The organism is Xanthobacter sp. 126 (assembly GCF_000526175.1).
Classification (GTDB): Bacteria; Pseudomonadota; Alphaproteobacteria; order Rhizobiales; family Xanthobacteraceae; genus Xanthobacter; species Xanthobacter aminoxidans.
The window spans coordinates 3,746,311-3,769,555 of sequence record NZ_JAFO01000001.1; the positions used below are offsets into that span (position 1 = coordinate 3,746,311).

The 23,245-nt window shown below is 68.3% G+C and carries 19 protein-coding genes, 1 pseudogene and 1 riboswitch; of the genes and pseudogenes, 13 read left to right on the forward strand and 7 right to left on the reverse strand.

The features are described from left to right. The first annotated feature begins 383 nt into the window (after positions 1–383). A complete protein-coding gene (locus tag XAN126_RS0117835; protein WP_024279942.1) occupies positions 384–947 on the forward strand; it encodes a type 1 glutamine amidotransferase domain-containing protein in 564 nt (187 codons plus the stop codon). A 513-nt stretch (positions 948–1,460) separates the two neighbouring features. On the opposite strand, the gene XAN126_RS0117840 is transcribed toward XAN126_RS0117835, so the two are convergent. The 6 genes from XAN126_RS0117840 to XAN126_RS0117865 form a co-directional block, all read right to left on the reverse strand. Then, a complete protein-coding gene (locus XAN126_RS0117840) occupies positions 1,461–2,174 on the reverse strand; it encodes an ABC transporter ATP-binding protein (protein WP_024279943.1) in 714 nt (237 codons plus the stop codon). After that, complete coding sequence (locus XAN126_RS0117845) at positions 2,171–2,920, reverse strand: ABC transporter ATP-binding protein (RefSeq protein ID WP_024279944.1); 750 nt, start codon at positions 2,918–2,920, stop codon at positions 2,171–2,173. Before XAN126_RS0117845 ends, XAN126_RS0117840 begins: the two co-directional genes overlap by 4 nt. After that, positions 2,913–3,830 (reverse strand): branched-chain amino acid ABC transporter permease, encoded by a 918-nt coding sequence (locus tag XAN126_RS0117850; RefSeq protein WP_024279945.1) that lies wholly within the window; start codon positions 3,828–3,830, stop codon positions 2,913–2,915. Before XAN126_RS0117850 ends, XAN126_RS0117845 begins: the two co-directional genes overlap by 8 nt. Continuing rightward, positions 3,827–4,747: a branched-chain amino acid ABC transporter permease gene (locus XAN126_RS0117855; protein WP_024279946.1), complete on the reverse strand. Its 921-nt coding sequence runs from the start codon at positions 4,745–4,747 to the stop codon at positions 3,827–3,829. The genes XAN126_RS0117850 and XAN126_RS0117855 overlap by 4 nt, the downstream gene beginning before the upstream one ends. A 237-nt stretch (positions 4,748–4,984) precedes the next feature. After that, a complete protein-coding gene (locus XAN126_RS0117860; protein WP_024279947.1) occupies positions 4,985–6,172 on the reverse strand; it encodes an ABC transporter substrate-binding protein in 1,188 nt (395 codons plus the stop codon). 119 nt (positions 6,173–6,291) lie between these two features. After that, on the reverse strand, positions 6,292–7,773 hold the full coding sequence (locus XAN126_RS0117865; RefSeq protein WP_081762682.1) for an alpha/beta fold hydrolase: 1,482 nt from the start codon (positions 7,771–7,773) through the stop codon (positions 6,292–6,294). Between the two features lie 353 nt (positions 7,774–8,126). Here XAN126_RS0117865 and XAN126_RS0117870 point away from each other — a divergent pair, with 353 nt between their 5' ends. From XAN126_RS0117870 to XAN126_RS0117890, 5 genes are all read left to right on the forward strand, one after another. Continuing rightward, positions 8,127–8,600 carry a DUF2948 family protein gene (locus XAN126_RS0117870; protein ID WP_024279949.1) on the forward strand — a complete coding sequence of 158 codons (474 nt, stop codon included), beginning with the start codon at positions 8,127–8,129 and terminating at the stop codon, positions 8,598–8,600. A gap of 244 nt (positions 8,601–8,844) precedes the next feature. Continuing rightward, a complete protein-coding gene (locus tag XAN126_RS0117875) occupies positions 8,845–10,380 on the forward strand; it encodes an EAL domain-containing protein (protein ID WP_024279950.1) in 1,536 nt (511 codons plus the stop codon). A gap of 106 nt (positions 10,381–10,486) precedes the next feature. Then, positions 10,487–11,779, forward strand: a complete 1,293-nt coding sequence (hisD, locus tag XAN126_RS0117880) for a histidinol dehydrogenase (RefSeq protein ID WP_024279951.1) — start codon at positions 10,487–10,489, stop codon at positions 11,777–11,779. Positions 11,780–11,792: 13 nt separating this feature from the next. Then, positions 11,793–12,290 carry a UPF0262 family protein gene (locus XAN126_RS0117885; RefSeq protein ID WP_024279952.1) on the forward strand — a complete coding sequence of 166 codons (498 nt, stop codon included), beginning with the start codon at positions 11,793–11,795 and terminating at the stop codon, positions 12,288–12,290. A 6-nt stretch (positions 12,291–12,296) separates the two neighbouring features. Continuing rightward, entirely contained in the window at positions 12,297–12,758 is a 462-nt protein-coding gene (locus XAN126_RS0117890; protein ID WP_024279953.1) for an arsenate reductase ArsC, read from the forward strand. Positions 12,759–12,789: 31 nt separating this feature from the next. On the opposite strand, the gene XAN126_RS0117895 is transcribed toward XAN126_RS0117890, so the two are convergent. Then, a complete protein-coding gene (locus XAN126_RS0117895) occupies positions 12,790–13,815 on the reverse strand; it encodes an AI-2E family transporter (RefSeq protein WP_024279954.1) in 1,026 nt (341 codons plus the stop codon). A gap of 294 nt (positions 13,816–14,109) precedes the next feature. Next, positions 14,110–14,219, forward strand: a riboswitch (guanidine-I (ykkC/yxkD leader). 103 nt (positions 14,220–14,322) lie between these two features. On the opposite strand from XAN126_RS0117895, the gene XAN126_RS0117900 reads away from it, so the two are divergent. From XAN126_RS0117900 to XAN126_RS0117930, 7 genes and pseudogenes are all read left to right on the forward strand, one after another. Next, positions 14,323–15,393 carry a putative urea ABC transporter substrate-binding protein gene (locus tag XAN126_RS0117900; protein WP_029877347.1) on the forward strand — a complete coding sequence of 357 codons (1,071 nt, stop codon included), beginning with the start codon at positions 14,323–14,325 and terminating at the stop codon, positions 15,391–15,393. 230 nt (positions 15,394–15,623) lie between these two features. Further along, positions 15,624–16,436 carry an ABC transporter permease gene (locus tag XAN126_RS0117905; RefSeq protein ID WP_024279956.1) on the forward strand — a complete coding sequence of 271 codons (813 nt, stop codon included), beginning with the start codon at positions 15,624–15,626 and terminating at the stop codon, positions 16,434–16,436. Beyond that, positions 16,433–17,257 (forward strand): ABC transporter ATP-binding protein, encoded by an 825-nt coding sequence (locus tag XAN126_RS0117910; protein ID WP_024279957.1) that lies wholly within the window; start codon positions 16,433–16,435, stop codon positions 17,255–17,257. Before XAN126_RS0117905 ends, XAN126_RS0117910 begins: the two co-directional genes overlap by 4 nt. A 10-nt stretch (positions 17,258–17,267) precedes the next feature. Continuing rightward, positions 17,268–18,080, forward strand: coding sequence for an urea amidolyase associated protein UAAP1 (locus XAN126_RS0117915; protein WP_024279958.1), 813 nt, complete (start codon positions 17,268–17,270; stop codon positions 18,078–18,080). Between the two features lie 11 nt (positions 18,081–18,091). Further along, positions 18,092–18,739 carry an urea amidolyase associated protein UAAP2 gene (locus XAN126_RS0117920; RefSeq protein ID WP_024279959.1) on the forward strand — a complete coding sequence of 216 codons (648 nt, stop codon included), beginning with the start codon at positions 18,092–18,094 and terminating at the stop codon, positions 18,737–18,739. 5 nt (positions 18,740–18,744) lie between these two features. Further along, the gene (gene uca / locus XAN126_RS0117925) at positions 18,745–22,287 is read left to right on the forward strand and encodes an urea carboxylase (RefSeq protein WP_024279960.1); all 3,543 of its coding nucleotides are present in this window, start codon (positions 18,745–18,747) and stop codon (positions 22,285–22,287) included. Between the two features lie 68 nt (positions 22,288–22,355). After that, positions 22,356–22,745 (forward strand): annotated as a pseudogene (locus XAN126_RS0117930) (amidase); the annotation flags it as partial. Positions 22,746–23,245: the final 500 nt, after the last annotated feature.

The window sequence follows — 23,245 nt, forward strand, 5'->3', positions numbered from 1 at the left end:
GGCCTGCCGTTTTCGTTTTGGGGTGCCGCTCTCTTGCTCCCCTCCCTCCGCGCCGTCATGGCCGGGCTTGTCCCGGCCATTCACGTCGTTCCGATGGTGCGGGCGTGCGAAAATCCATTCCCGGCCTAACCACATGGATGCCCGGAACCCGCGTGTTCGCGGGTTCCGTTCTCGCGGGCGGAAGTCGGCAACAGCTGACTTCCGGGACAAGCCCGGGCATGACGAGGAAACGGCTTCGGCCGGCCTTTTTCGTTTGGGCCCTCCGCCGGAACGATCCCCCTCCCCCGTCATTGTCCCTGTAACCGGCCCGCACGCGGCGCGCCGGATCTGCGGGCCACGGCCATGGGCCGCCCGCACAGGATCACACAACGATGGAGGCACACATGCCCGGTCCACTGGACGGCAAGCGCATTCTCATCCTCTCCACCAACGGCTTCGAGCAGTCCGAGCTGGAAGTGCCCCGCGACCGGCTGAAGGAAGCGGGCGCGCAGGTGCATGTGGTCTCGCCCGAGGCCGGCGAGATCAAGGGCTGGGACAAGAAGGACTGGGGCCGCGCGGTGAAGGTCGACAAGGCCCTCTCCGAGGCGCGCGAGAGCGATTACGACGCCATCGTCCTGCCCGGCGGCCAGATCAACCCGGACCTGCTGCGGGTGGAGCCTGAGGCCATCGCCCTCGTCAAGTCCTTCTACGATGCCGGCAAGACGGTCGCCGCCATCTGCCACGCGCCGTGGCTGCTGGTGGAAGCAGGCATCGCCAATGGCAAGCGCATGACCTCCTACAAGTCCATCCGCACGGACGTGGAGAATGCCGGCGCCCGCTGGGAGGATGCCTCCGTCGTCACCGACGCCGGCGTCATCACCTCCCGCAATCCCGGTGATCTGGAAGACTTCAGCCGCAAGATCATCGAGGAAGTGCGCGAAGGAAAGCACGAGCGCCGCGCGGCGTAAGGGGGCGCTCCGCTCGCCTCCCTCTCCCCTGCGAGAGAGGGCTGGGGGTGAGGGGTTCTGGCAAGCTTGGCGCGGACTGCGAAGGCCGGAGCCCGGCCTGCCCCCTCACCCCCAGCCCCTCTCCCGCAAGGGGAGAGGGAGTTGCGGCGGCGCAAGATGGCGACGGGATGCATCCCACTCGGCGTGCGGAACGACAGCCTGATATCCCCGCGCCCCGTCGCCGTTTGCCTCCCTCTCCCCTCGCGGGAGAGGGTCGGGGTGAGGGGGAACGGCGCCGCTTGGCGCGATCTGCGAAAGCCGGGAGCCCGGCCCCTGAACTCCGCTACCACCACACCGTCATCGCCCGGCTTGTTCGGGCTATCCACGGAGGGCCAGGTCGGACTTTCGGACAGCGCGCCAGCGGAGGGATGGATCGCCCGGACAAGCCGGGCGATGACGCGCGCACAGGACAAGCCTGGCGCTCCGGCTGCGCCCTCGCTGTCGGGGAAAAGGGATCGCGTCGCTGCCGCCCGCTCACACCCCTAGAAAGCGCCCCACCAGCCCGGCATCCCCTGCGAAATCCGCAGCCCCGCCGGTGTGGACCACCCGGCCCTTCTCCATCACCGCCACCTGATCGCACACCCCCGCCAGCGCCGAGACGTGCTTGTCGACGACGATCAGCGACAGCCCCTCCCCCTTCAGCACCGACAGCACCGCCCAGATCTCCGCGCGGATGAGCGGGGCCAGCCCTTCCGTCGCCTCGTCCAGGATGAGGAGGCGCGGATTGGTCATCAGCGCGCGGCCGATAGCGAGCATCTGCTGCTCGCCGCCGGAGAGGCGGTTGCCATAGTTGCGGCGCCGCTCGGCGAGGCGCGGGAACAGCCCATAGACGCGCTCCAGCGTCCACGGCGGCAGACCGGAGCGGCCGGGGGTGGCGGTGGCGACGAGGTTTTCCTCCACGGTCAGCGTGGGGAAAATCTGCCGCCCCTCGGGCACAAGACCGAGGCCGAGGCGGGCGATGCGGTGGGGCTTCAGCCCGCGCAAGGCCACGCCGTCGAAGATCAGCGTGCCGCCGCTCGGCGGCAGAAGGCTCATCAGGGCGCGGATCGTCGTCGTCTTGCCCATGCCGTTGCGGCCCACCAGCGCCAGCGCGCCGCCCGCAGGCACGGAAAGGTCGACGCCGAACAGGGCCGGCGTGCCGCCATATCCGGCGGTGAGCCCCGCAATGGTGAGGAGCGGCGCGCTCATGCGCCGTCCCCGAGATAGGCGGCGCGGACGGCGGCGTCGGCGCGCACGGCGTCCGGCGTGCCGCAGGCGATGATGCGGCCGGCGACCAGCACGCTGATGCGGTCGGCGAGGCGGAACACCGCGTCCATGTCGTGCTCCACCAGAAGGATGGCGCAGCGGCCCTTGAGGCGGGTGAGCAGCGCCACCATGGCGGCGGATTCCGCCGGGCCGGTGCCGGCCATGGGCTCGTCCAGCAGCATCAGGCGCGGCCGGGCGGCCAGCGCCATGGCGAGTTCCAGCGCCCGCTTCTCGCCATGGCTGAGGGCGGCCGCGGCCACCCCGGCGCGGGGGGCGAGGCCCACCTCTTCGAGCAGGCCCGCCGCTTCCTCCCGCGCCGCGCGATCGGAGGACGCGGGACGCAACAGGCGGAAGGTGCGCCCGCGCGCCGCCATCACGGCGAGCGCCGCGTGCTCCAGCGCGGTGAAGCGGGGGAAGATGGAGGTGATCTGGAACGCCCGCGCGAGGCCCAGCCGTGCCCGGCAGTGCACCGGCAGACGCGTGATGTCCGCCCCGTCGAAGCGGACGGTGCCGGCATCGGGCATCACCTCGCCGGCGATCTGGCCGACGAGGGTGGTCTTGCCGGCGCCGTTGGGGCCGATGAGGGCATGGATCTCGCCGGGCCGCACCGCGAGGTCCACGCCGGCCGTCACGTGCAGCGCGCCATAGGCCTTGGCGAGGCCGGAGATGTCGAGCAGCGCCTCAGCCATCGCGCCGCCCCCCGAGCAGGGTTGCGATGCCGCCCCGTGCCAGCACCAGCAGCACCAGCAGCGGGCCGAAGATGATGCGCCAATGCTCGGTGAGGTGCGCGAGCCCATCCTCCAGCAGCACCACGCCCAGCGCGCCGAGCACGGGGCCGAGGGCGCTCAAAGGTCCGCCGGCGACCACCATGACGATGAATTCCGCCGAACGGTGCCAGGAGAGATAGGCCGGGCTCACGAATTCGGTGAGATTGGCATAGAGCGCGCCGGCGAGCCCGGCGAAAGCGCCGGCGATGACATAGGCCACGAGCCGATAGGCATAGGGGTCCACCCCCAGCGCGCGCAGCCGCCGCTCATTGTCCCGTCCTGCCGCCAGCACCCGGCCGAAGGGGGAGCGCGCCAGCATGGTCGAGACAAGGACAGTGAACGCGAGGAGGCCGAGCACCACGTAATGGAAGGTCTTCGGATCCTTCAGCCAGCGCATCCCCGCCACGGTGGAGCGGGCGGCGAGCGTCAGGCCGTCGTCGCCGCCATAGGCCGACAGGCTCTGGGTGACGAAGAAGGCCATCTGCCCGAAGGCCAGCGTGATCATGATGAAATAGACGCCGCGCGTGCGCAGCGAGATCGCCCCCGTCACCAGCGCGAACAGGCCGGCCGCTGCCATGGCCACGGGGAAGGAGACGAGGGCATCGCGCACGCCCTCCTCCATCAAAATGCCGACCGCATAGGCGCCGATGCCCATGGTGGCCGCATGGCCGAAGGAGACGAGCCCGCCCTGCCCCAGGATGAAGCCGAGGCTCACCGCGGCAAGGGCGAAGATCATGGCGCGCGCCACCAGCGTCAGCATCGCGGTGTCGGCGAAGGCCGGCACGGCGGCGAGCGCCGCGAACGTGACGAGGGCGAGGAGGGCGCGGGTCATGCCGGCGCCGGGAACAGGCCGCGCGGGCGGAAGAAGAGGATGGCCGCCATCAGCACATAGACGCTCATGGAGGCGAGCGCCGGCCCGGCCGCGCTGGCGGCGGACGCGGACAGGACGAGCTTGAGAATGTCGGTGAGGAACGAGCGGCCCAGCGTGTCGATGAGCCCCACCAGCAGCGCCGCCACGAACGCCCCGCGCATGGAGCCGATGCCGCCGATGACGATGACCACGAAGGCGAGGATGAGGAGATTGTCCCCCATCCCCGGCTCCACCGAGAGGATCGGCCCCGCCATGGCCCCGGCGAAGGCGGCGAGCATGGCACCGAACGCGAAGATGCGGGCGAACAGCGCATTGATGTCCACGCCCAGCGCCGACACCATGGGCGCGTTCGTCGCCCCCGCCCGCAGCAGCATCCCCGCCCGCGTGCGGGTGACGAGCACGTAGAGCAGCCCCGCCACGCCGAGCCCCGCGCCGATGAGGACGAGGCGGTAGACGGGATAGTTCAGCCCGTCCATCAGCCGCACCGAGCCCGACAGCGCCTCAGGCATGGGGATGGCGAGGGGCGCCGAGCCCCACACCATGCGCACCGCCTCGCTCACGAACAGGATGATGCCGAAGGTGGCCAGCACCTGATCGAGATGGTCCCGCCCGTAGAGCTGGCGGATGACGAGCCGCTCCAGCAGCAGCCCCAGCACCAAAGCGGCGGCGAGCGCCAGCGGCAGGCCCAGCCAGAAGCTGCCGGTGAGGGCGGTGGCCGTCACCATCAGATAGGCGCCCAGCATGTATTGCACGCCGTGGGCGAGATTGATGACATCCATCACCCCGAACACCAGCGTCAGCCCCGCCGCCACCAGGAACAGCAGGATGCCGAGCTGGAGCCCGTTGAGCATCTGGACGAGGAAGAGGGTGAGGGTCATGCAGAGGAAATCTATGGCAGGGAAAGGCCGGCTTCGCCGCATGGCCGGTGCCGCTCCCTCTCCCCTTGCGGGAGAGGGCCGGGGTGAGGGGTGGGCGGCCGGGCAGGGCGCAAGACGGGGAGGGTCTCCCCCTCACCCCCAGCCCCTCTCCCGCCCGAACTCGGCCGTTGCCGAGTTCGGGCGGGAAAGTCGAAGTCGGCAACAGCCGACTTCGAGGGGAGAGGGGCGCGATGAGCCTCACTTCATCTCGCACTTTTCCGCGTAGGCGTCGCCATAGTTGGAGAAGACCTTCTCCTGCACCATGGTCTCCACCTTGCCGTCGGGGCGCTTGCCCACCTTCACCAGGTAGAAGTCCTGGATGGGGAACTGGTTGGTGTTGAACTTGAAGTTGCCGCGCACACTTTGGAAGTCCGCCTTCTTCAGCGCCGCGCGCACGGCGGCCTTGTCGGCGGTCTTGCCGCCGGTGGCCTTCAGCGCGCTGTCGATGAGCTTGGCGGCGTCATAACCCTGCGCGGCATAGAGCGCAGGGATGTAGCCGTATTCCTTCTCGAAGGCGGCGACGAACGCCTTGTTGGCGGGCGTGTCGAGGTCCGGCGCCCAGGCCGCGCCGGAATAGAAGCCGAGCGCGGCATCGCCGGTGGCGGGCAGGGTCGTCTCGTCCACGGTGAAGGCGGAGAGGAAGGGCGTGGTGTCGGCGAGGCCCGCCTGCCGGTACTGCTTCACGAGGTTCACGCCCATGCCACCTGGCATGAAGGTGAACACCGCATCGGGCTTCGCCGCGGCGATCTTGGCCAGTTCGGCGGAGAAATCGAGCTGGCCGAGCTGGGTGTAGATCTCGTCGGCCACCTCGCCCTTGTAATAGCGCTTGAAGCCGGCCAGCGAATCCTTGCCCGCTTGATAGTTGGGGGCGATCAGCACCACCTTCTTGAAGCCCTTGCCTTGCACAAGTCTATCCTGCGCATACTTGCCGAGAACCTCGTGGTTCTGGTCGTTCTGGTAAGAGGCGGAGAAGAAGAACGGGCTGCAGCCGGCGCCGGCGATGGTGGAGGGGCCGGCATTGCCGGAGATGAGGAAGGTCTCGTTGGCCGTCACGGGCTTGGCCACCGCGCCCATCACGTTGGAGAAGACCACGCCGGCGACGAAATCCACCTTGTCGCGCTCAAGCAGGCCCTTCACCTTCTGCACGGCGATGTCGGGCTTCAGCTCATCATCGACGACGATCACCTCGGTCTGCTGCCCGCCGAGCTTGCCGCCCAGTTCCTTCACCGCCAGCAGGAAGCCGTCGCGCATGTGCTGGCCGAGCACGGCGGAGGGGCCGGAGAGGGTCGAGACCAGCCCCACCTTCACCGGATCGGCGGCGGCCGCGCCGGACAGTGCGAGGGTGCCGAGGAGCGCAGTGGAGGCGAGAAGTCCCTTGAAACCCATGGCGGTGAAGTCCCCAATCGTTCGTTCTGACGTCGTTCGTCTGACGTCGTTCGTCTGACGTGGCGGCACCCTTGCAGAGCCGCGCGCGCCAGACAAGCCGGATGTCGGGCGCGCCGCCCTTACGGCCCCCGCGCGGGGGGCAGGCCGGCGGCGACACGCTCTTCCAGATAGGGGAAGAAGGGGTTGGAGGACATGCGCACCAGCATGTCCACGTCCACCACCAGCGCGCCATATTCCCCGCGCGCCGCGATGTCGCCGAGGCGGATGCCGAATTTTTCCGCCGGGTCGGGCTCGAGCCCGTAGAGCCCGTCCGACAGGGGGAACGGCACCGCCACATGGGAGAGGGAATACACGTCCTCCGGATAGACGGCGGTGAGCGGCCGCACCGTCTCTTCCGTCGCGCCGGCCGGCGTCTCGCGCACCACGGTGGCGGATGAACCCGGCGTCGAATTGCCGATGACGGCGGTGCGGAAGCGGCGCGGGGCTGCCGGCAGCAAAGACGAGATGGCGGTGTCGGAGCGGCGGTTCAAAAGATCCTCGAACTGGCCGGAGCGGTTGATGTCGATGAGCACCAGCTCGCTGCCGTTGTCCTCCAGCCGGGCGTGCAACTGCTCGATCACCGCCCGCGCGCTCACCGTGTGGTCGAGTACAGACTGGAAGGTGAGCACCGGCGCCAGCCCGGTGAGGCGGCCGGAGCGGGCGTGACGCTCGATATTGCCCTGGAGCACCTGCGTGAGCGCGAAGGATTCCCGCGCGGCGTGCACCGGAAAGGAATTGTACTTGAAGGGGTTGAACTCGGGCGTGATGTTCAGCCACGCCGCCTTGGCGAAGGCCGGGAAGATGGCCGGCAGGCCCGCGAGGCCGGCGAAGCGGGCGAACTCCGTCACCCCCACCATGGGCGACATGAGCACGATGCGCGACGGCGCCACCAGGCCGGGATCATCCAGCGCATCGAGCGCATGCATCAGCGCCAGCGCGCCACCATTGGAATAGCCGACGATGTGCACCGGCTTGCCCGGCCCCACGCGCTTGCGGGCCTCGCGCATGGCGAGGCGGGTGGCGGCGATCCAGTCCTCGTAGCCGATCTGCGTCAGCGACCCCGGCACCGTGCCGTGGCCGGGCAGGCGCAGCACGATGGCGATGAAGCCATGGTCCGCATAGAGCTGCGCCAGATGGCGATGGCTGTAGGGCGAATCGGTGAGCCCGTGCAGGAACACCGCCGCCCCGGCGGGCTCGCCTTTCGGCTGAAGCACGTAGGTGCGGTTGAAATCCTGCGCGAAGCCGGGCGGATAGATGGGGCTCGCGGCGAAATAGCGGTTGAAGCGGACGCGGTCCTCCGGGTCCACCTTGTCGGTCACATTGGCCTTCACGCCGGCGAAGGCCTTGTCCTCGGCGGCCATGTAGGCGGCAAGGTCCGCGCTCGCGATGGCGCTGCGGCTCATCTCCGGGGGATGGTAGGTGTGCCAGCGCTCCAGCGGCGGGCCGCGCTGGGAATCCACCGCCCGCACCACGAAGATGGTGGCGACCACGGCGAAGATCAGCAGCGCCAGGATTTTCACCGTGCGCTTCGTCCCCCGCCACATGAGCCCGAACGCCCCCATTCCCCGTCCCCCCTTCGCTCGGGGCGAACCTACAGGGCGCAGCCTTGCCGGCAAAGCACGCCGACGCGACCGCCCGTGCGCCCCCCGATTGAGCGTCGCCGGGATGCGGCGGGACCCGGTGACGGTGCCGGCCGCGCCCCCTCTTCCCTTGCGGGAGAGGGCTGGTGGGAGGGGTGTTTCGCCTTTTGCCCGAAGGTCGGGATTGCCGCGCCAACCCCTCACCCCCGACCCCTCTCCCGCGAGGGGAGAGGGGAGAACAGCCCGCTGCGCTGACGCCTTCATCCCCTCAACCCCTTGCGGCAGGCGGGTGGCGTCGCTATCTGCGGTTCACGCCCAAAAGAGGCTGCATCGCCATGGAAAACCTGAAGCTCATCGCCCTCGACGAGGAAGACCTCGCCATTTTTTCCGCCCATCTGCAGGATGCGGTGGTGAAGATGGTGGACATGGGCTTCCTGCCCCGGCTGCAGCGCTTCGCCCTGGTGCTGAACCGCTTCGACTGGGACCAGAAGGTCGTCGCCAACGAGACCGTCCGCCGCCGCACCGGCCTGCATTTCGAGCGGGTGCGCGACGTGAAGTGCCGCGGCATGGAAGAGGCGCAGCGCACCGGCGTGCTCAACCTGCTCGCCGTCACCTTCATGCCCGGCGACCTGCCCTCGGGCTTCGTCTATCTCACCTTCTCCGGCGGTGCCGAGGTGCGGCTTGAAGTCGAGTGCATCGAGGCGGGCCTGCGCGATCTCGGCCCCGCATGGGGGTGCACCCATGCCCCCAAGCATCCGGAAGTTGCCGTACCCCCCGCCGGCGTCGGCGGGAGCGCCGGGCAGGGCTGAACGCCGCCCATTAACCAGGATCGCGACCACCCGAGGCCGCCCCTATCCGGCGGCCTTTCTGCGTTGTATCGCGATCTGAATCGCCCGTTTGGGACGCGTCCGCATGGCAGAGCGGATCCGATCCTTTCCCCCGGACGTATTAACGTCGCAAAAATCGGTCAGAGGGCCGGATTCCCCCCGGCAGAGGATCGCAGTTCGCGCCGCTATGTCGTTTCGATCTTTAAATACAGCGTCGGTTTCGACATTGCCGCGGCGTTGGATCCTGATCTACGGAAGTATAATAGTAACAGCCATCGCAGTATTTCTCGCCATCCTGCAGGTCGATCTCATCCACTCCGTCTTTTTCATCGGCGAGGCGCATGACGCCTGGCATCTCGACGAGCTGTTCGCCGCGTGGATCGTTGCGACCGGCGCGCTCATCGCGATCCTGATCGTCCGCGAGCGCCAGTTGCGCAGGCTGATCGTCCGGCAGCGGCAGACCCAGAAGCTGGTGGACGACGCCTCCGCCTTCGACGGCCTGACCGGTATCGCCAACCGCCTGCAATTCCAGTCGGAGTTCGGCCGCGAGCTGAAAGAGGCCTGGCACAAAAGCTCGCGCCTCGCCCTCCTCGTGGTCGATGTGGACCTACTGCGTTCGGTCAACGAGACACACGGGCATGGCGCCGGCGACGATCTCCTGCGCCAGCTGGCGGCGCGGCTGGTCTCGGTGCCGCACCGGGGCGGCATGGTCGCCCGGCTCGGCAGCGGCGAGTTCGCCATCCTGTTCCCCATGGGGTCGGACGAGACCGAAGAGCTGTTCCGGCTGGCGAGCCGCATCCTGTCGCGGCTGCGCGAGCCGTTCGACTGCAACGGTACCCAGGTGGACATCACTGCCAGCATCGGCATCAGCAAGTATCCCCGCGACGGATCGTCGGCGACGGTGCTCCTGCAATCGGCGGAAAAGGCGCTGCGGCAGGCCAAGAGCGCCGGCAAGGACTGCTATGCACTCTACGATTCCGGCCTCGACGCCCGCGGGCGGGAGCGCCGGAGCCTGGAAGCCGAGTTGCGGCACGGCCTCGAGGCCGGCGAGATCGTGGCCCAGTACCAGCCCGTGGTCTGCCTCAAGACGGGCGAGACGGTGGGGTTCGAGGCGCTGGCGCGCTGGCAGCACCCCACGCGCGGCCTCCTCGGCCCCGCCGAATTCATCCCCATCGCCGAAGACGAGGGCCTGATCGACCTCCTCTTTACCGCCATGCTGCGCCGGGCGGGCGACGACCTCGCCACATGGAAAACGCCGCGGACGGTGGCCGTGAACCTGTCTCCGGTTCAACTGGTGGACCCGCACCTGCCGGACCGCACCCTGGCCCTTCTGGAGCAGATGAAGATCCCGCCGGGGCAGATCGAGCTTGAAATCACCGAGACCGGCCTGCTGGCGGACTTCGAGGCGGCCCGCAAGACGCTGGTCGCGCTCAAGGAGGCGGGGGTGCGCATCTCCCTCGACGATTTCGGCACCGGCTTCTCCAGCCTGCGCCACCTGAACGAGCTGCCCATCGACAAGATCAAGATCGACCGCTCCTTCACGCGGCGCATCGCCACAGAGGCCCAGAGCTGCAAGATCATCGCCTCCATGCTCAGCCTCGGCCGGGCGCTGGAGCTGACCACCGTCGCCGAGGGCGTCGAAACCCGCGAGGAGGCCGATTTCCTGTTGAGCGAGGGCTGCGAGCTGGGGCAGGGCTACCTGTTCGCCCGCCCGCTCTGGCCGCAGGAGGCCTTCGCCACCGCCGGCCGCTTCGGCGGCTGACGCTCCGCCGCAGGGAGACAGGCCCGGCCGGCGCGCCGTTGCGCGGCAAATGCTGCCGCACCGCTTGGGGCTTCCCTCGCGCGCGAACCTGCTCTAGCAAGGCGGCATGCCGATCCGCCTCACCATCAGCCAGTCCGACTTTCCCGAGCGCTTCATCGAATTCCTCGGCTCCAAGCGCGAGGCGTCCGTGGACGTGCAGGACAAGGTGTCCGCCATCATCGCCGACGTCCGTGCCCGCGGCGACCGGGCGCTGGTGGACCTCTCCCGCACCTTCGACCGGGTGGACCTCGACGCGCTGGGCATCAAGGTGAGCGACGCCGAGCTGGACGCGGCGCTCGCCTCCATCCCGGAAGAGACCCGCGCGGCGCTGGAGTTCGCCAAAGCCCGCATCGAATCGCACCACGCCCGCCAGAAGCCGTCGGACGAGACCTATGTGGACGCCGCCGGCGTCACCCTCGGCCATCGCTGGACCAGCGTGGATGCCGTGGGCCTCTACGTGCCCGGCGGCACGGCGGCCTATCCCTCCTCCGTGCTGATGAATGCCGTGCCCGCGCAGGTGGCGGGCGTGCCGCGCATCGTCATGGTGGTGCCGGCGCCGGACGGCGTGATCGCACCGCTGGTGCTCGCCGCCGCGCGGCTCGCCGGCGTGCATGAGGTCTATCGTGTGGGCGGAGCGCAGGCGGTGGCCGCTTTGGCATATGGCACCGAAACCATCCGCCCGGTGGACAAGATCGTCGGCCCGGGCAACGCCTTCGTGGCGGCGGCCAAGCGGCAGGTGTTCGGCAAGGTCGGCATCGACATGGTCGCCGGCCCCTCCGAGGTGCTGATCCTTGCCGACGGCGATGCGAGCGCGGACTTCATCGCCGCCGACCTCCTCGCCCAGGCGGAGCACGACACCGCCGCCCAGTCCATCCTCATCACCTCCTCGCCCGAACTGGCGGGTGCGGTGGAGAAGGCGGTGGAGGGGATGCTCGCCACCCTGCCCCGCGCCGAGATCGCCTCCGCCTCCTGGCGCGACCACGGCGCCATCTTCCTGGTGGACAGCCTCGCCGACGCCATCCCGCTGGTGGACCGCATCGCCCCCGAGCATCTGGAAATCCACGCGGCGGATGCCGACGCGCTGGCCGCTCAGGTGCGGCACGCCGGCGCCATCTTCATCGGCGCCTGGACCCCGGAAGCCATCGGCGACTATGTGGGCGGCACCAACCACGTGCTCCCCACGGCCCGCTCGGCCCGCTTCTCCTCCGGCCTCGGCGTGCTGGACTTCATGAAGCGCACGTCGATCCTCAAGCTCGATGCCGACGCGCTGGAAAAGCTCGGGCCGGCCGCCGTGCGCCTTGCCGCCGTGGAGCGGCTCGACGCGCACGGGCGGTCCGTCTCCATCCGCACCAACAGATGACGGGGAAATAGCGATGAGCAACAAGGCGGAGACAAAGCCCTCGGCCCGGCTCAGCGCCGTGACCCTCGACGAAGCCTCCATCGGCCACGGCGGCAGCCCGGACATCGAGCACGAGCGCGCCACGGCCATCTGGGACCTCATCGAAGACAACAGCTTCATGCCCTGCGGCGATCCCGGCGAGGGGCCCTACCAGCTCTTCATCTCGCTGGCCGACAACCGTCTCGTGCTGGACATCAAGCGCGAGAGCGGCGAGCAGGTGGTGCAGCACCATCTCTCTTTGACCCCCCTTCGCAAGGTGGTGAAGGACTATTTCCTGATCTGCGAGAGCTATTACAACGCCATCCGCACCGCCTCGCCGAGCCAGATCGAGGCCATCGACATGGGCCGGCGCGGCCTTCACAACGAGGGATCGACGCTGCTTCAGGAACGCCTCAACGGCAAGGTGGTGGTGGATTTCGACACCGCCCGCCGCCTGTTCACCCTCGTCTGCGCCCTGCACTGGAAAGGCTGACCGGCGATGGAGCCCCCTGCGGCGTCCCAGCGCTCAGCGCGGCCGCAATCGGTTCTCTTCATGTGCGGGCAGAACGTGGTGCGCTCGGTGATGGCGTCCGCGCTCGCCCGGCATCTGTTCGGCAAATCCATCTATGTGGGCTCGGCCGGGGTGATCGCGGGTGATCCCGACCCCTTCGTCACGGCGGTGATGGACGAGATCGGCCTCGACGTGAAGAAGCACCGGCCGCAGAGCGTCGAAGACCTCGAGGAATACGAGGGGCTCAATTTCGACCTCGCCATCTCGCTGTCGCCCGACGCCCACCACCGCGCGCTGGAGCTGACCCGCACCAACGCCCTCAAGGTGGAATACTGGCCCACCCCCGACCCCACCGGCGAAGGCGGCAACCGCGAGCAGCGGCTGGAGGCCTACCGGAACGTGCGCGACGAGCTGGAGCGCCGCATCCGCGCGCGGTTCCGTCAGCCCTAGGGAACCCCTCGCCTCCCCTCCCCCCGGCAGGTCACGCCTGCCCCGCCTCCTCGGTCGCCACCCGGCCGGAGAACAGATCCGCCACAAAGCGCGTGTCGGGATGGTGGGCGCACAAGGTGAGGCCGGCAATCAGGATCGGCACGCCGATGAAGGCGCCGGCAATGCCCCACAGGAAGGCGAAGAAGAACACCGCCAGCAGCACCAGCACCGGCGACACCGACAGCGCCTTGCCGGCGAGGCGCGGCTCCAGATAGCTGCCCGACAGGAACTGGATGATGTTGAGGCACACGAACACGAACACCGCCATCTCCCAGCTCTCGAACTGGGCGAGGGCGAAGAGCGTGGGCAGCAGCGTCGCCACGAACGGGCCGATGAAGGGGATGTAGTTCAGCGCGAAGGCGATGGCGCCCCAGGCCAGCGCCAGTTCCAGCCCGGCGGTGAGGGTGAAGGCCCACACCACCGCGCCGGTGGCGATGCTCATGAGCGTGCGCACCGCCATGTAGGTCTGCATCTTGCGGGCGATGTCGGCCAGCGCCGGGGCGAGGAAGGGCGCGCGGCCGGAGCGGGAGAGGCGCTTGACCTGGCTCTTCATCGCCTCCACTTCGAGCAGGCCCAGCAGCACATAGATGAAGGTGAAGACGAGGAAGCTCGCCATGCCCTGCAGTCGGCCGGACAGATCCTGGAAGACGCGCAGCAGCCAGCGTACGTCGAAATGCTCGGCCCACAGACCCGCGAGGACGAAGCCGTGGCCTTCCAGCCAGACCGCCGCCTGGCCATAGAGCGTCTGGAAGCGGGCGGCGTTCTGGAACACCCAGGTCGCGACGTGGCTGAAGCCCCACACCACCACCGAGGACACCGCGCCCACCACCGCCAGCGTGATGAGGAGCGTGCCGAGCACGGCCACCATCTTGGGCAGCTTCGCCTCCAGCCGCGCCAGAAGAGGATGCACCACGGCGATGACGAACAGCGCGAAGACAACAGGCGCCAGCAGCGCGCCCGTCACGTAGAGCGCCGCGAACACGACCACCGCCGCCGCCAGCCCCACCAATCCCCGCATCAGTCCGCCTCCGGTTTCCCCATGGCGATTACCTGAGGCAGACACGATTGGCGAGCGCTCATGCAGAAGGCCGCGCTGCATAACCCGCGCGGACCCGGACGATCTCCGGCCGCTCCGGCGGCGCGGCACTACTGTGCCGCGCATCTGTATGCAAGTGGCGCGTGATGCAGCCATTTTGCATAATAATTAGACCGCCCGTGCCCAGCCGAGGCGCAGCCATTCCGAAGTTCATCTGCACAAGCCGTTGAAAAACAACGACCCGCCATGTGGCACGCCGGTTGCTTTTATCCAGGTCGAGTTGGTGGCTAGGGTTCCGGCATTCAAAAGATGCGCTGGTCCGAGAGCTGCCACCGCGACGGGAGACATCCGGCGCGGGTGCACGGCGGGATAAAAGCCCGGGAGACCTCAGTGGCCAAGGAATTGGCGGCACTGGTCTCGCCAATTCCCAATTCGTCGAAGCGAAGGGGAATTTGAATGCGCACTCCGGTTTCGTCCAAACTTCATCGTATGAAATCCGCGCTCGCGGGGGCTTTCGGCCTCGCGGCGATCGCCGGCCTCGCGCTCGGCGCCGGCCCGGCGCAAGCCGCGCCGAAGAAGGAATTCAAGGTCGCCTGGTCGATCTATGTGGGCTGGATGCCCTGGGGCTACGCCAACGACACCGGCATCGTGAAGAAGTGGGCCGACAAGTACGGCATCAAGATCGATGTGGTGCAGTTCAACGATTATGTGGAGAGCATCAACCAGTACACGGCCGGCGCCTTCGACGCCCTGACCGTGACCAACATGGATGCCCTCTCCGTGCCCGCCGCCGGCGGCGTGGACACCACCGCCGTCATCGTCGGCGACTTCTCCAACGGCAATGACGCCGTGATCCTGAAGGGCAAGAAGGACCTCGCCGCCATCAAGGGCCAGAAGGTCAACCTCGTCGAATTCTCGGTCTCCCACTATCTGCTCGCCCGCGCGCTTGAGAGCATCAAGCTCAAGGAGCGCGACGTGAAGGTGGTGAACACCTCGGATGCCGACATGGTCGCCGCCTACAAGACCAAGGCGGTCACGGCGGTGGTCACCTGGAACCCGCTGGTGTCGGAAATCCTCACCGACAAGAACGCCCACGCGGTGTTCGATTCCTCCAAGATCCCCGGCGAGATCATGGACCTCCTCGTCGCCAACACCGCCGTGCTGAAGGACAACCCGGACTTCGCCAAGGCGCTGGTGGGCATCTGGTACGACACGACCACCCTCTTCACCGCCGACACGCCGGAAGGCAAGGCGGCGCGCGAGGCCATGGGCAAGGCCTCCGGCACCGACCTCGCCGGCTTCGACAGCCAGCTCGCCGCCACCAAGCTGTTTGCCAAGGCGCCCGAGGCGGTGGCCTTCGTGCGCTCGCCGGATGTGGGCACCACCATGGACCGCGTGCGCAAGTTCCTGTTCGAGAAGGAGCTGCTCGGCTCCGGCGCCAAGTCCGCCGACGCCATCGGCATCGAGCTGCCCGGCGGCAAGGTGCTCGGCGACGCCAAGAACGTGAAGCTGCGCTTCACCGACACCTGGATGGCGATGGTGGCCGACGGGAAGCTGTGAGGGGCTGAAGCGCCCCTCTTCCCTGGCGGCAGAGGGGGCGCGTCGAGAGCAATCAGCCAAGCTGTCATCCCCCGGCTTGTCCGGGGGATCCACGGCCCCGCAGGTCGGCTCTCCGACACCCACGAACCCTATAGGCGGACAAGTGGATGCCCCGGACAAGCCGGGGCATGACGGCGCGGTCGGATAACGACCCGCGCCCCGCCCCTTCCCACCCTTCAGGAGCAGCGCTGATGCGCCTCATCAATATCAGGCCGGATCGGGGAACGGCGCTGTTCCTTGCCGTCCTCCCGTTCGCACTGGTCGTCCTCGCCTACATCCTCGGCTCGGCGGAGCGCCTTGCGGAGAACCCGGACGACAAGCTGCTGCCGAGCCTCCCCTCCCTCGGCAATGCCATCGTGAAGATGGCATTCACCGCCGATGCCCGCACCGGCGACTACCTGTTGTGGACCGACACGATCGCCAGCATGGAACGGCTGCTGGCTGCGCTGGCGATCGCCACCGTCATCGCCCTCGTCATCGGCGTGCTCGTGGGCATGCTGCCCCTCGTGCGGTCGCTGCTGGCGCCGTTCGTGGCCATGGTCTCCATGGTGCCGCCGCTGGCGCTTCTGCCCATCCTGTTCATCGTCATGGGGCTGGGCGAGGAATCCAAGATCGCCCTCATCACCATCGGGATTGCGCCCTATCTCGTGCGCGACCTCGCCATGCGGGTGGAGGAGCTGCCGCGCGAGCAGATGATCAAGGCGCAGACGCTCGGCGCCTCCACTTGGCAGATGATGGTGCGCGTGGTGCTGCCGCAGATTTTGCCGCGCCTCATGGACGGGCTGCGCCTGTCGCTGGGCCCGGCCTTCCTCTTCCTCATCGCGGCGGAAGCCATCGCCTCGGATTCAGGCCTCGGCTATCGCATCTTCCTGGTGCGGCGCTATCTCGCCATGGATGTGATCCTGCCCTACGTGGCGTGGATCACCCTCATCGCCGTGGCCATGGATTTCAGCCTCGCCCGCGCCCGCCGCGCCCTCTTCCCCTGGTTCGGAGCCGCGAAATGACCGCCATTTCCGTGCGCCATCTCTGGAAGGAATATGGCGAGCAGATCGTGCTGGAGGACATCTCCCTCGATTTCGCGCCGCGCTCCTTCATCGCCCTTGTCGGCCCCTCCGGCTGCGGCAAGACCACCTTCCTGCGCATCCTCCTCTCCGAGGAAACCGTGACACGGGGCGTGGTGCTGGTCGATGGCAAGCCCATCGCCCGCGAGCCGGGCGCCGACCGGGGCGTCGTCTTCCAGCGCTATTCGGTGTTCCCCCACCTGACCGTGCTCGGCAACGTGCTGCTCTCCGCCGAGATGGCGGAAGCCCCCCTCACCGGCCGCCTGTTCGGCGCCCGCCGCCGGCAGGCCGAGGGCGAGGCCCGCGCCCTCATCGAGGAGGTCGGCCTGAAGGGCGCGGAGGACAAATATCCCGCCGCCCTCTCCGGCGGCATGCAGCAGCGCCTCGCGCTGGCGCAGGCCATCATGCGCAAGCCCAAGATCCTGCTGCTGGACGAGCCGTTCGGCGCGCTCGACCCCGGCATCCGCGCCGACATCCACCAGCTGATGCTCAAGCTGTGGAACGAGTGCGAGATGACGGTTGTGATGGTGACGCACGACCTCAAGGAGGCCTTCACCCTCGCCACCCGCATCATCGCCTTCGAGCGCCGCCGCAACCGGCCGGAGGAAAAGGCCCGCTACGGCGCCACCATCGCCAAGGACATCGAGGTCTGGCCCAAGAGAATCGCGGGTCAGCTGAAGCTCAAATCCACCGCCCCCGGCCGGGACGACCCGGCCATTCCCTCGGGCACCGGCCGGGACGACCCGGCGCTGAAGACGGCTTGAGGAGACAGCCATGACCGTCAGCGTCGAAACCCAGACCTTCATCGAAGAGAACAAGCGCCGCTACGAGGAATTGAAGGCGGCCGGCCAGCAGCACGCGCCCAAGGCCCTGCCCGGCCCCACCCTGCGCGGCTCGGCAGCCATCATGCCCGGCGCGGTGCTGCACACGGAGACCATTCCCGGCGGCTGGTACTGGTCCACCCCGCTCAAGGCCGGCGAGGCCCTGCGCATCCATCTGGCGCACGGGCCGGCGGCGGTCTCCATGATCGCGTGGTCGGCCACCGACGCCTCCGAGCGGCTGAACTATGCCGACACGGTGAAGGTGCAGTGGACCTCTGCCCTCGGAAAGGGCCGCGTGCTGTTCTCCGACATGGGCCGGGTGATGTTCTCCATGGTCGAGGACACCACCGGCATGCACGACGCGATGGTCGGCGGCTCCACCCCCGCCTCCAACCGCGCGCGCTATGGCGAGACAGTGCTGCGCAACACGCGGGACAACTTCATCCTTGAAGCGCTGAAGCTCGGCCTCGACAAGCGCGACATCCCCCCCGCCCTCACCTTCTTCGCCCCCGTGCGCACGGACGCGGACGGCAATTTCCGCTGGATCGAGGACGCCCGCCAGCAGGGCGATTTCGTGGATTTGCGCGCGGAGATGGACCTCATCGTCGCCCTCTCCAACTGCCCGCACCCGCTCGACCCCGCGCCGGACTATGCCCCGCCTCCGGTGGAGGCCATCCGCTTCCAGGTGCCCGCCCCCGCCGCGGATGATCTGTGCCGCACCGCCACCATCGAGGCCGTCCGCGGCTTCGAGAACAATGCGCGCTGAGGGAGGACGACATGACCAAGTTCTTTGCTTCTCCCGTCCGCGATGCGTCTTCCGCTCTGCGCGATTACTTCGTCCCCGCCAACGCCCCCTTCTCCTGCCTCGTGAAGGCCGGCGAGAGCGTGCGCATCGTCGATCTCGAAGGCCAGCAGGCGGTGGATACGCTGTTCTACAAGGCCGACGACTTTTCCGAGCGCTATTCCTCGCAGGATACGCTGCGCGTACAAGGCTCGGCCTATGTGTCCACCGGCACGAAGCTGATCTCCAGCGAAGGTAATGTGATGGCGACCGTGACGGCCGACACCTGCGGCCGGCACGACACCTCGGCGGGCGCCTGCTCGTGCGAGGCGAACACGGTGCGCTTCGGCCATCAGGTGAAGTATCTGCACGCCTGCCGCGAGAATTTCGTGCTCGAGGTGTCGAAGCACGGCATGACGAAGCGGGACATCGTGCCCAACATCAACTTCTTCATGAACGTGCCGGTGGAGCCCACGGGCGAACTCGCCATCGTGGACGGCATTTCCGGCCCCGGCGACTATGTGGAGCTGTGCGCGGAGATGGACGTGCTCCTCGTCATCTCCAACTGCCCTCAGATCAACAATCCCTGCAACGGCTTCAACCCGACGCCCATCCAGGTGCTCGTGTTCGGCGCGGAGGATTGAGGGCGATGTTCTCGAAAATCCTCATCGCCAATCGTGGCGAGATCGCGCGGCGGGTCATCCGCACCGCGCGGGCCATGGGCATCAGGTCCGTGGCCGTCCACTCGGACGCCGACCGCTTCACCCGCGGCGTGCTGGAGGCGGACGAGGCCGTCCGCCTCGGCCCGGCGCCAGCCGCCGAGAGCTATCTCAACGTCGATGCCGTCATCGCCGCCTGCAAGGCGACGGGCGCGCAGGCGGTGCATCCCGGCTACGGCTTCCTGTCCGAGAATGTGCGCTTCGCCCGCCGCCTCGCGGAAGAAGGGATCGCCTTCATCGGGCCGAAGCCCGAGCATCTGGAAGCCTTCGGTCTCAAGCACACGGCGCGCGAGCTGGCCAAGGCGAGCGGCGTGCCGCTGCTGCCGGGCACCGACCTCCTCGACAGCGCGGAAGAGGCATTGGCGGCTGCGGAGGCCATCACCTATCCGGTGATGCTGAAATCCACCGCCGGCGGCGGCGGCATCGGCATGCAGCTATGCCACACGCCGGAAGAGCTGAAGGACGTGTTCGAGCGTGTCCAGCGCACGGCCCGCGCCTCCTTCGGCGATGCCCGCGTCTATCTGGAGCGCTTCGTCTCGGAAGCGCGCCACGTGGAAGTGCAGATCTTCGGCGACGGCAAGGGCCGCGTGGTGGCGCTGGGCGAGCGCGACTGCTCGCTCCAGCGGCGGAACCAGAAGGTGGTGGAGGAGACCCCCGCCCCCCTCCTCTCCGACGCCGTGCGCGCCCGCCTCCATGCCGCCGCCGTCCAGCTCGGCGAGAGCGTGAAGTATGAGAGCGCCGGCACCGTGGAGTTCATCTACGACCCGGCGCGGCAGGAATTCTACTTCCTTGAGGTCAACACCCGCCTGCAGGTGGAACATCCCGTCACCGAGGCGGTGTTCGGCATCGACCTCGTGGAATGGATGATCCGCCAGGCGGCGGGCGAAGACCCCATCGCCTCCGCTGGCCCGCTCACGCCGAAGGGCGCGGCCATGGAGGTGCGCGTCTATGCGGAAATCCCCCACGCCAATTTCCAGCCCTCCGCCGGCCTGCTCACCGAGGTGAAGTTCCCCTCGTGGGCGCGCATCGACGGCTGGATCGAGACCGGCACGGAGGTGACGCCTTATTACGATCCCATGCTCGCCAAGGTGATCGTCAAGGCCGACGACCGCCCCGGCGCCATCGCGGCGTTGCAGAAGGCGCTCGCCGAGACCTCCATCTGCGGCATCGAGACGAACCTTCAGTATCTCTCCGCCATCGCCGCGTCCGATCTCCTCGCCTCCGGCAAGGTGGCGACCACGGCGCTGAAGGACTTCGCCTTCCGGCCCACCAGCGTGGAAGTCGTCGTCCCCGGCGCCCAATCGAGCCTTCAGGAACTGCCGGGGCGGCTCAATCTGTGGCACGTGGGCGTGCCGCCCTCCGGCCCCATGGACGAACATTCCTTCCGCCGCGCCAATGCCCTCGTGGGCAATCAAGAGACCGCCTGCGCGCTGGAAATGACCGTCAACGGACCGACCCTGCGCTTCCATGACGATGCGATGGTGGCCATCTCCGGCGCCCACATGCCGGCCAGGCTCGACGGCGCGCCCGCGCCGCACGATGCCGCCTTCCCCGTAAGGGCGGGCCAGATGCTCGCCATCGGCACCATCGAGGGCGCCGGCCAGCGGGCTTATCTCGCCGTCGCCGGGGCCTTTCAGGCGCCGGAAGTGCTGGGCTCGCGGGCGACCTTCGCGCTGGGCCAGTTCGGCGGCCATGCCACCGGCACGCTGAAGGCGGGCGATGCGCTGCACCTCGCCCCCGCATCCGCCCGCCCCACCGCGCCGGCCGAAACGGTGCCCCCTCCCGCTCCGCTGACGCGCGAGTGGGAGATCGGCGTGCTCTACGGCCCCCATGGCGCGCCGGACTTCTTCCAGCCGGAGGATATCGCGGACCTGTTCAGCGCCACCTACGAGGTGCATTTCAACAGCGCCCGCACCGGCGTGCGCCTGATGGGGCCGACGCCCCGCTGGGCGCGCACGGACGGCGGGGAGGCGGGGCTCCACCCCTCCAACCTCCACGACAACGCCTATGCCATCGGCGCCATAGATTTCACCGGCGACATGCCCATCATCCTCGGCCCGGACGGCCCCTCGCTCGGCGGCTTCGTCTGCCCGGCGGTGATCGCCCGCGACGAGCAGTGGAAAATGGGGCAATTGAAGCCCGGCGACCGCGTCCGCTTCGTGCCGCTGCCCCGGCCGGAGGACCCCATCGCCGGCCCCGCCCTCATCGGCGCGCCGGAGGAGACCTCCTCCCCCATCCTCGCCATCCATGAGGACGGGCCGGTGCGCGTGGTCTACCGCCGGCAGGGCGACGACAATTTGCTGGTCGAGTTCGGCGACATGCATCTCGACGTCGCCTTGCGCCTGCGCGCGCATCTGATGGCGCAGGCCGTGCAACAGGCCAAGCTCCCCGGCCTCATCGACCTCACCCCCGGCATCCGCTCCCTCCAGATCCATTATGACGGGACGAGCCTGCCCCGCACCAAGCTGCTCGATGCCCTCGCGGAGATCGAGAAAGGCCTGCCGGCGGCCGAGGACGTGGTGGTGCCGAGCCGCATCGTCCACCTGCCGCTCTCCTGGAACGACCCGCAGGCGGAACTCGCCATGCGCAAGTATCAGGAGCTGGTGCGGCCCAACGCGCCGTGGTGCCCCGACAACATCGAGTTCATCCGCCGCATCAACGGGCTTGAGAACGAGCAGGCGGTGAAGGACATCATCTTCGGCGCCAGTTATCAGGTGCTCGGCCTCGGCGATGTCTATCTCGGCGCGCCGGTGGCGACCCCCATCGATCCGCGCCACCGCCTCGTGACCACCAAGTACAATCCGGCCCGCACCTGGACGCCGGAAAACGCCGTGGGCATCGGCGGCGCCTATATGTGCATCTATGGCATGGAGGGGCCGGGCGGCTACCAGCTCTTCGGCCGCACCATCCAGATGTGGAACACCTGGCGCAAGACGCCCGCCTTCCGCGAGAATCCCTGGCTGCTGCGCTTCTTCGACGAGATCCGCTTCTTCTACGTCTCCCATCAGGAGCTGATGGAGGCGCGCGCCGCCTTTCCGCACGGGGCCTATCCCGTGCGCATCGAGGACAGCCGCTTTTCCTATGCGGACTATGCGGCGAACCTTGCCGCCAATTCCGGCGCCATCGCCGCCGGCAAGGCGCGCCAGCAGGCCGCCTTCGAGGCGGAGCGGGCGCGCTGGAAAGCGGAGGGGCTGGACTCGTTCGTCGTCGAGGACGGCGCCGGGATGCTGGGCGAGGGCGAGATGCCAGACGGCTGCTTCGGGGTTTCCGCCAACGTGCCGGGCAATGTCTGGAAGGTGCTGGTGGAAGAGGAAGCGGTGGTCGCCGCGGGCGACACCATCGCCATCATCGAGAGCATGAAAATGGAGATTTCCATCACCGCCCACGCCGCCGGCCGCGTCCGAGAGATCCGCGCCGCGCCGGGCCGCACCGTCCGCTCGGGCGATGTGGTCTGCGTGCTCGAAACCGTGTGAGGACCAAGATGACCAACGAGACCCCGCTCAGCGGCGCTCGCGCCTCTCTCCCGCCGGATGCGGTGCCCATCGCCGTGGTGGGCGCGCACCTCACGGGCATGCCCCTCAACGGCGAATTGACCGGCGCCGGCGGCGTGCTGGTGAAGAGCTGCCGCACCGCGCCGGACTATCGGCTCTTCGTGCTGCCCGACACGACGCCCCGCAAGCCCGGCGTGGTGCGCGCCCCCGGCTTTTCAGGGCCGGGGCTGGAGGTGGAGGTGTGGGCGCTGGCGCCCGCCGCCTTCGGCCGCTTCGTCGCCGCCATCCCCGCCCCGCTGGGGGTGGGCAAACTGCGGCTGGAGGACGGCTCGGAAGTGCCCGGCTTCCTGTGCGAGGCCCATGCGGTGACTGAGGCGGAGGAGATCACCGCACTGGGCGGCTGGCGCGCCTATGTGAGCGGACGGACGGGTGCGTCTTAGGCTTAAGGACCGATAGGGCGGCATGTCCCGCCCTGAGCCGGGCGGACCGTCCCAAAACCGCCGTCATCGCCGGGCTTGTCCCGGCCATCCACGTCGTTGGGGCTGGAGCTGTCCTCCCGCGCCAGCACTATCGGCACGACGTGGATGCCCGGCACAAGGCCGGGCATGACAAAGCGCATATTGCGTCGATTGCGGCGCACGCTTGGTGCACGCTGCCCCCCCAATCATTACTTCGTGATCCATTAAGACAGCTGAACAAGTGCTGAATCTCCGGCCCCGCTCCGTGCCGCCGCAGCACTGTGGCACCGCCCGAGCCGCCTTTCTTTTCAACATTCTGCCCCGAAAACTTGCCCGCCTCGCAAAATGCGAAAGCGTGACCGTGTGTTTACGCTTCGGGAAGGTCCTGTTCAGCCCCCGTTAACAGAAGTAAAAATCCTTTTATTTCCGTGCTTTAGCAAAGTCTTCATTGGCACCTGCCATCTTCATCGAAGTTGGTTTGA

Coding starts and splice junctions, on each gene's coding strand:
- XAN126_RS0117835 (WP_024279942.1), top strand. CDS start 384: ATGCCCGGTCCACTGGACGGCAAGCGCATTCTCATCCTCTCCACCAAC.
- XAN126_RS0117840 (WP_024279943.1), bottom strand. CDS start 2,174: ATGAGCGCGCCGCTCCTCACCATTGCGGGGCTCACCGCCGGATATGGC.
- XAN126_RS0117845 (WP_024279944.1), bottom strand. CDS start 2,920: ATGGCTGAGGCGCTGCTCGACATCTCCGGCCTCGCCAAGGCCTATGGC.
- XAN126_RS0117850 (WP_024279945.1), bottom strand. CDS start 3,830: ATGACCCGCGCCCTCCTCGCCCTCGTCACGTTCGCGGCGCTCGCCGCC.
- XAN126_RS0117855 (WP_024279946.1), bottom strand. CDS start 4,747: ATGACCCTCACCCTCTTCCTCGTCCAGATGCTCAACGGGCTCCAGCTC.
- XAN126_RS0117860 (WP_024279947.1), bottom strand. CDS start 6,172: ATGGGTTTCAAGGGACTTCTCGCCTCCACTGCGCTCCTCGGCACCCTC.
- XAN126_RS0117865 (WP_081762682.1), bottom strand. CDS start 7,773: ATGGGGGCGTTCGGGCTCATGTGGCGGGGGACGAAGCGCACGGTGAAA.
- XAN126_RS0117870 (WP_024279949.1), top strand. CDS start 8,127: ATGGAAAACCTGAAGCTCATCGCCCTCGACGAGGAAGACCTCGCCATT.
- hisD (WP_024279951.1), top strand. CDS start 10,487: ATGCCGATCCGCCTCACCATCAGCCAGTCCGACTTTCCCGAGCGCTTC.
- XAN126_RS0117885 (WP_024279952.1), top strand. CDS start 11,793: ATGAGCAACAAGGCGGAGACAAAGCCCTCGGCCCGGCTCAGCGCCGTG.
- XAN126_RS0117890 (WP_024279953.1), top strand. CDS start 12,297: ATGGAGCCCCCTGCGGCGTCCCAGCGCTCAGCGCGGCCGCAATCGGTT.
- XAN126_RS0117895 (WP_024279954.1), bottom strand. CDS start 13,815: ATGCGGGGATTGGTGGGGCTGGCGGCGGCGGTGGTCGTGTTCGCGGCG.
- XAN126_RS0117900 (WP_029877347.1), top strand. CDS start 14,323: ATGAAATCCGCGCTCGCGGGGGCTTTCGGCCTCGCGGCGATCGCCGGC.
- XAN126_RS0117905 (WP_024279956.1), top strand. CDS start 15,624: ATGCGCCTCATCAATATCAGGCCGGATCGGGGAACGGCGCTGTTCCTT.
- XAN126_RS0117910 (WP_024279957.1), top strand. CDS start 16,433: ATGACCGCCATTTCCGTGCGCCATCTCTGGAAGGAATATGGCGAGCAG.
- XAN126_RS0117915 (WP_024279958.1), top strand. CDS start 17,268: ATGACCGTCAGCGTCGAAACCCAGACCTTCATCGAAGAGAACAAGCGC.
- XAN126_RS0117920 (WP_024279959.1), top strand. CDS start 18,092: ATGACCAAGTTCTTTGCTTCTCCCGTCCGCGATGCGTCTTCCGCTCTG.
- uca (WP_024279960.1), top strand. CDS start 18,745: ATGTTCTCGAAAATCCTCATCGCCAATCGTGGCGAGATCGCGCGGCGG.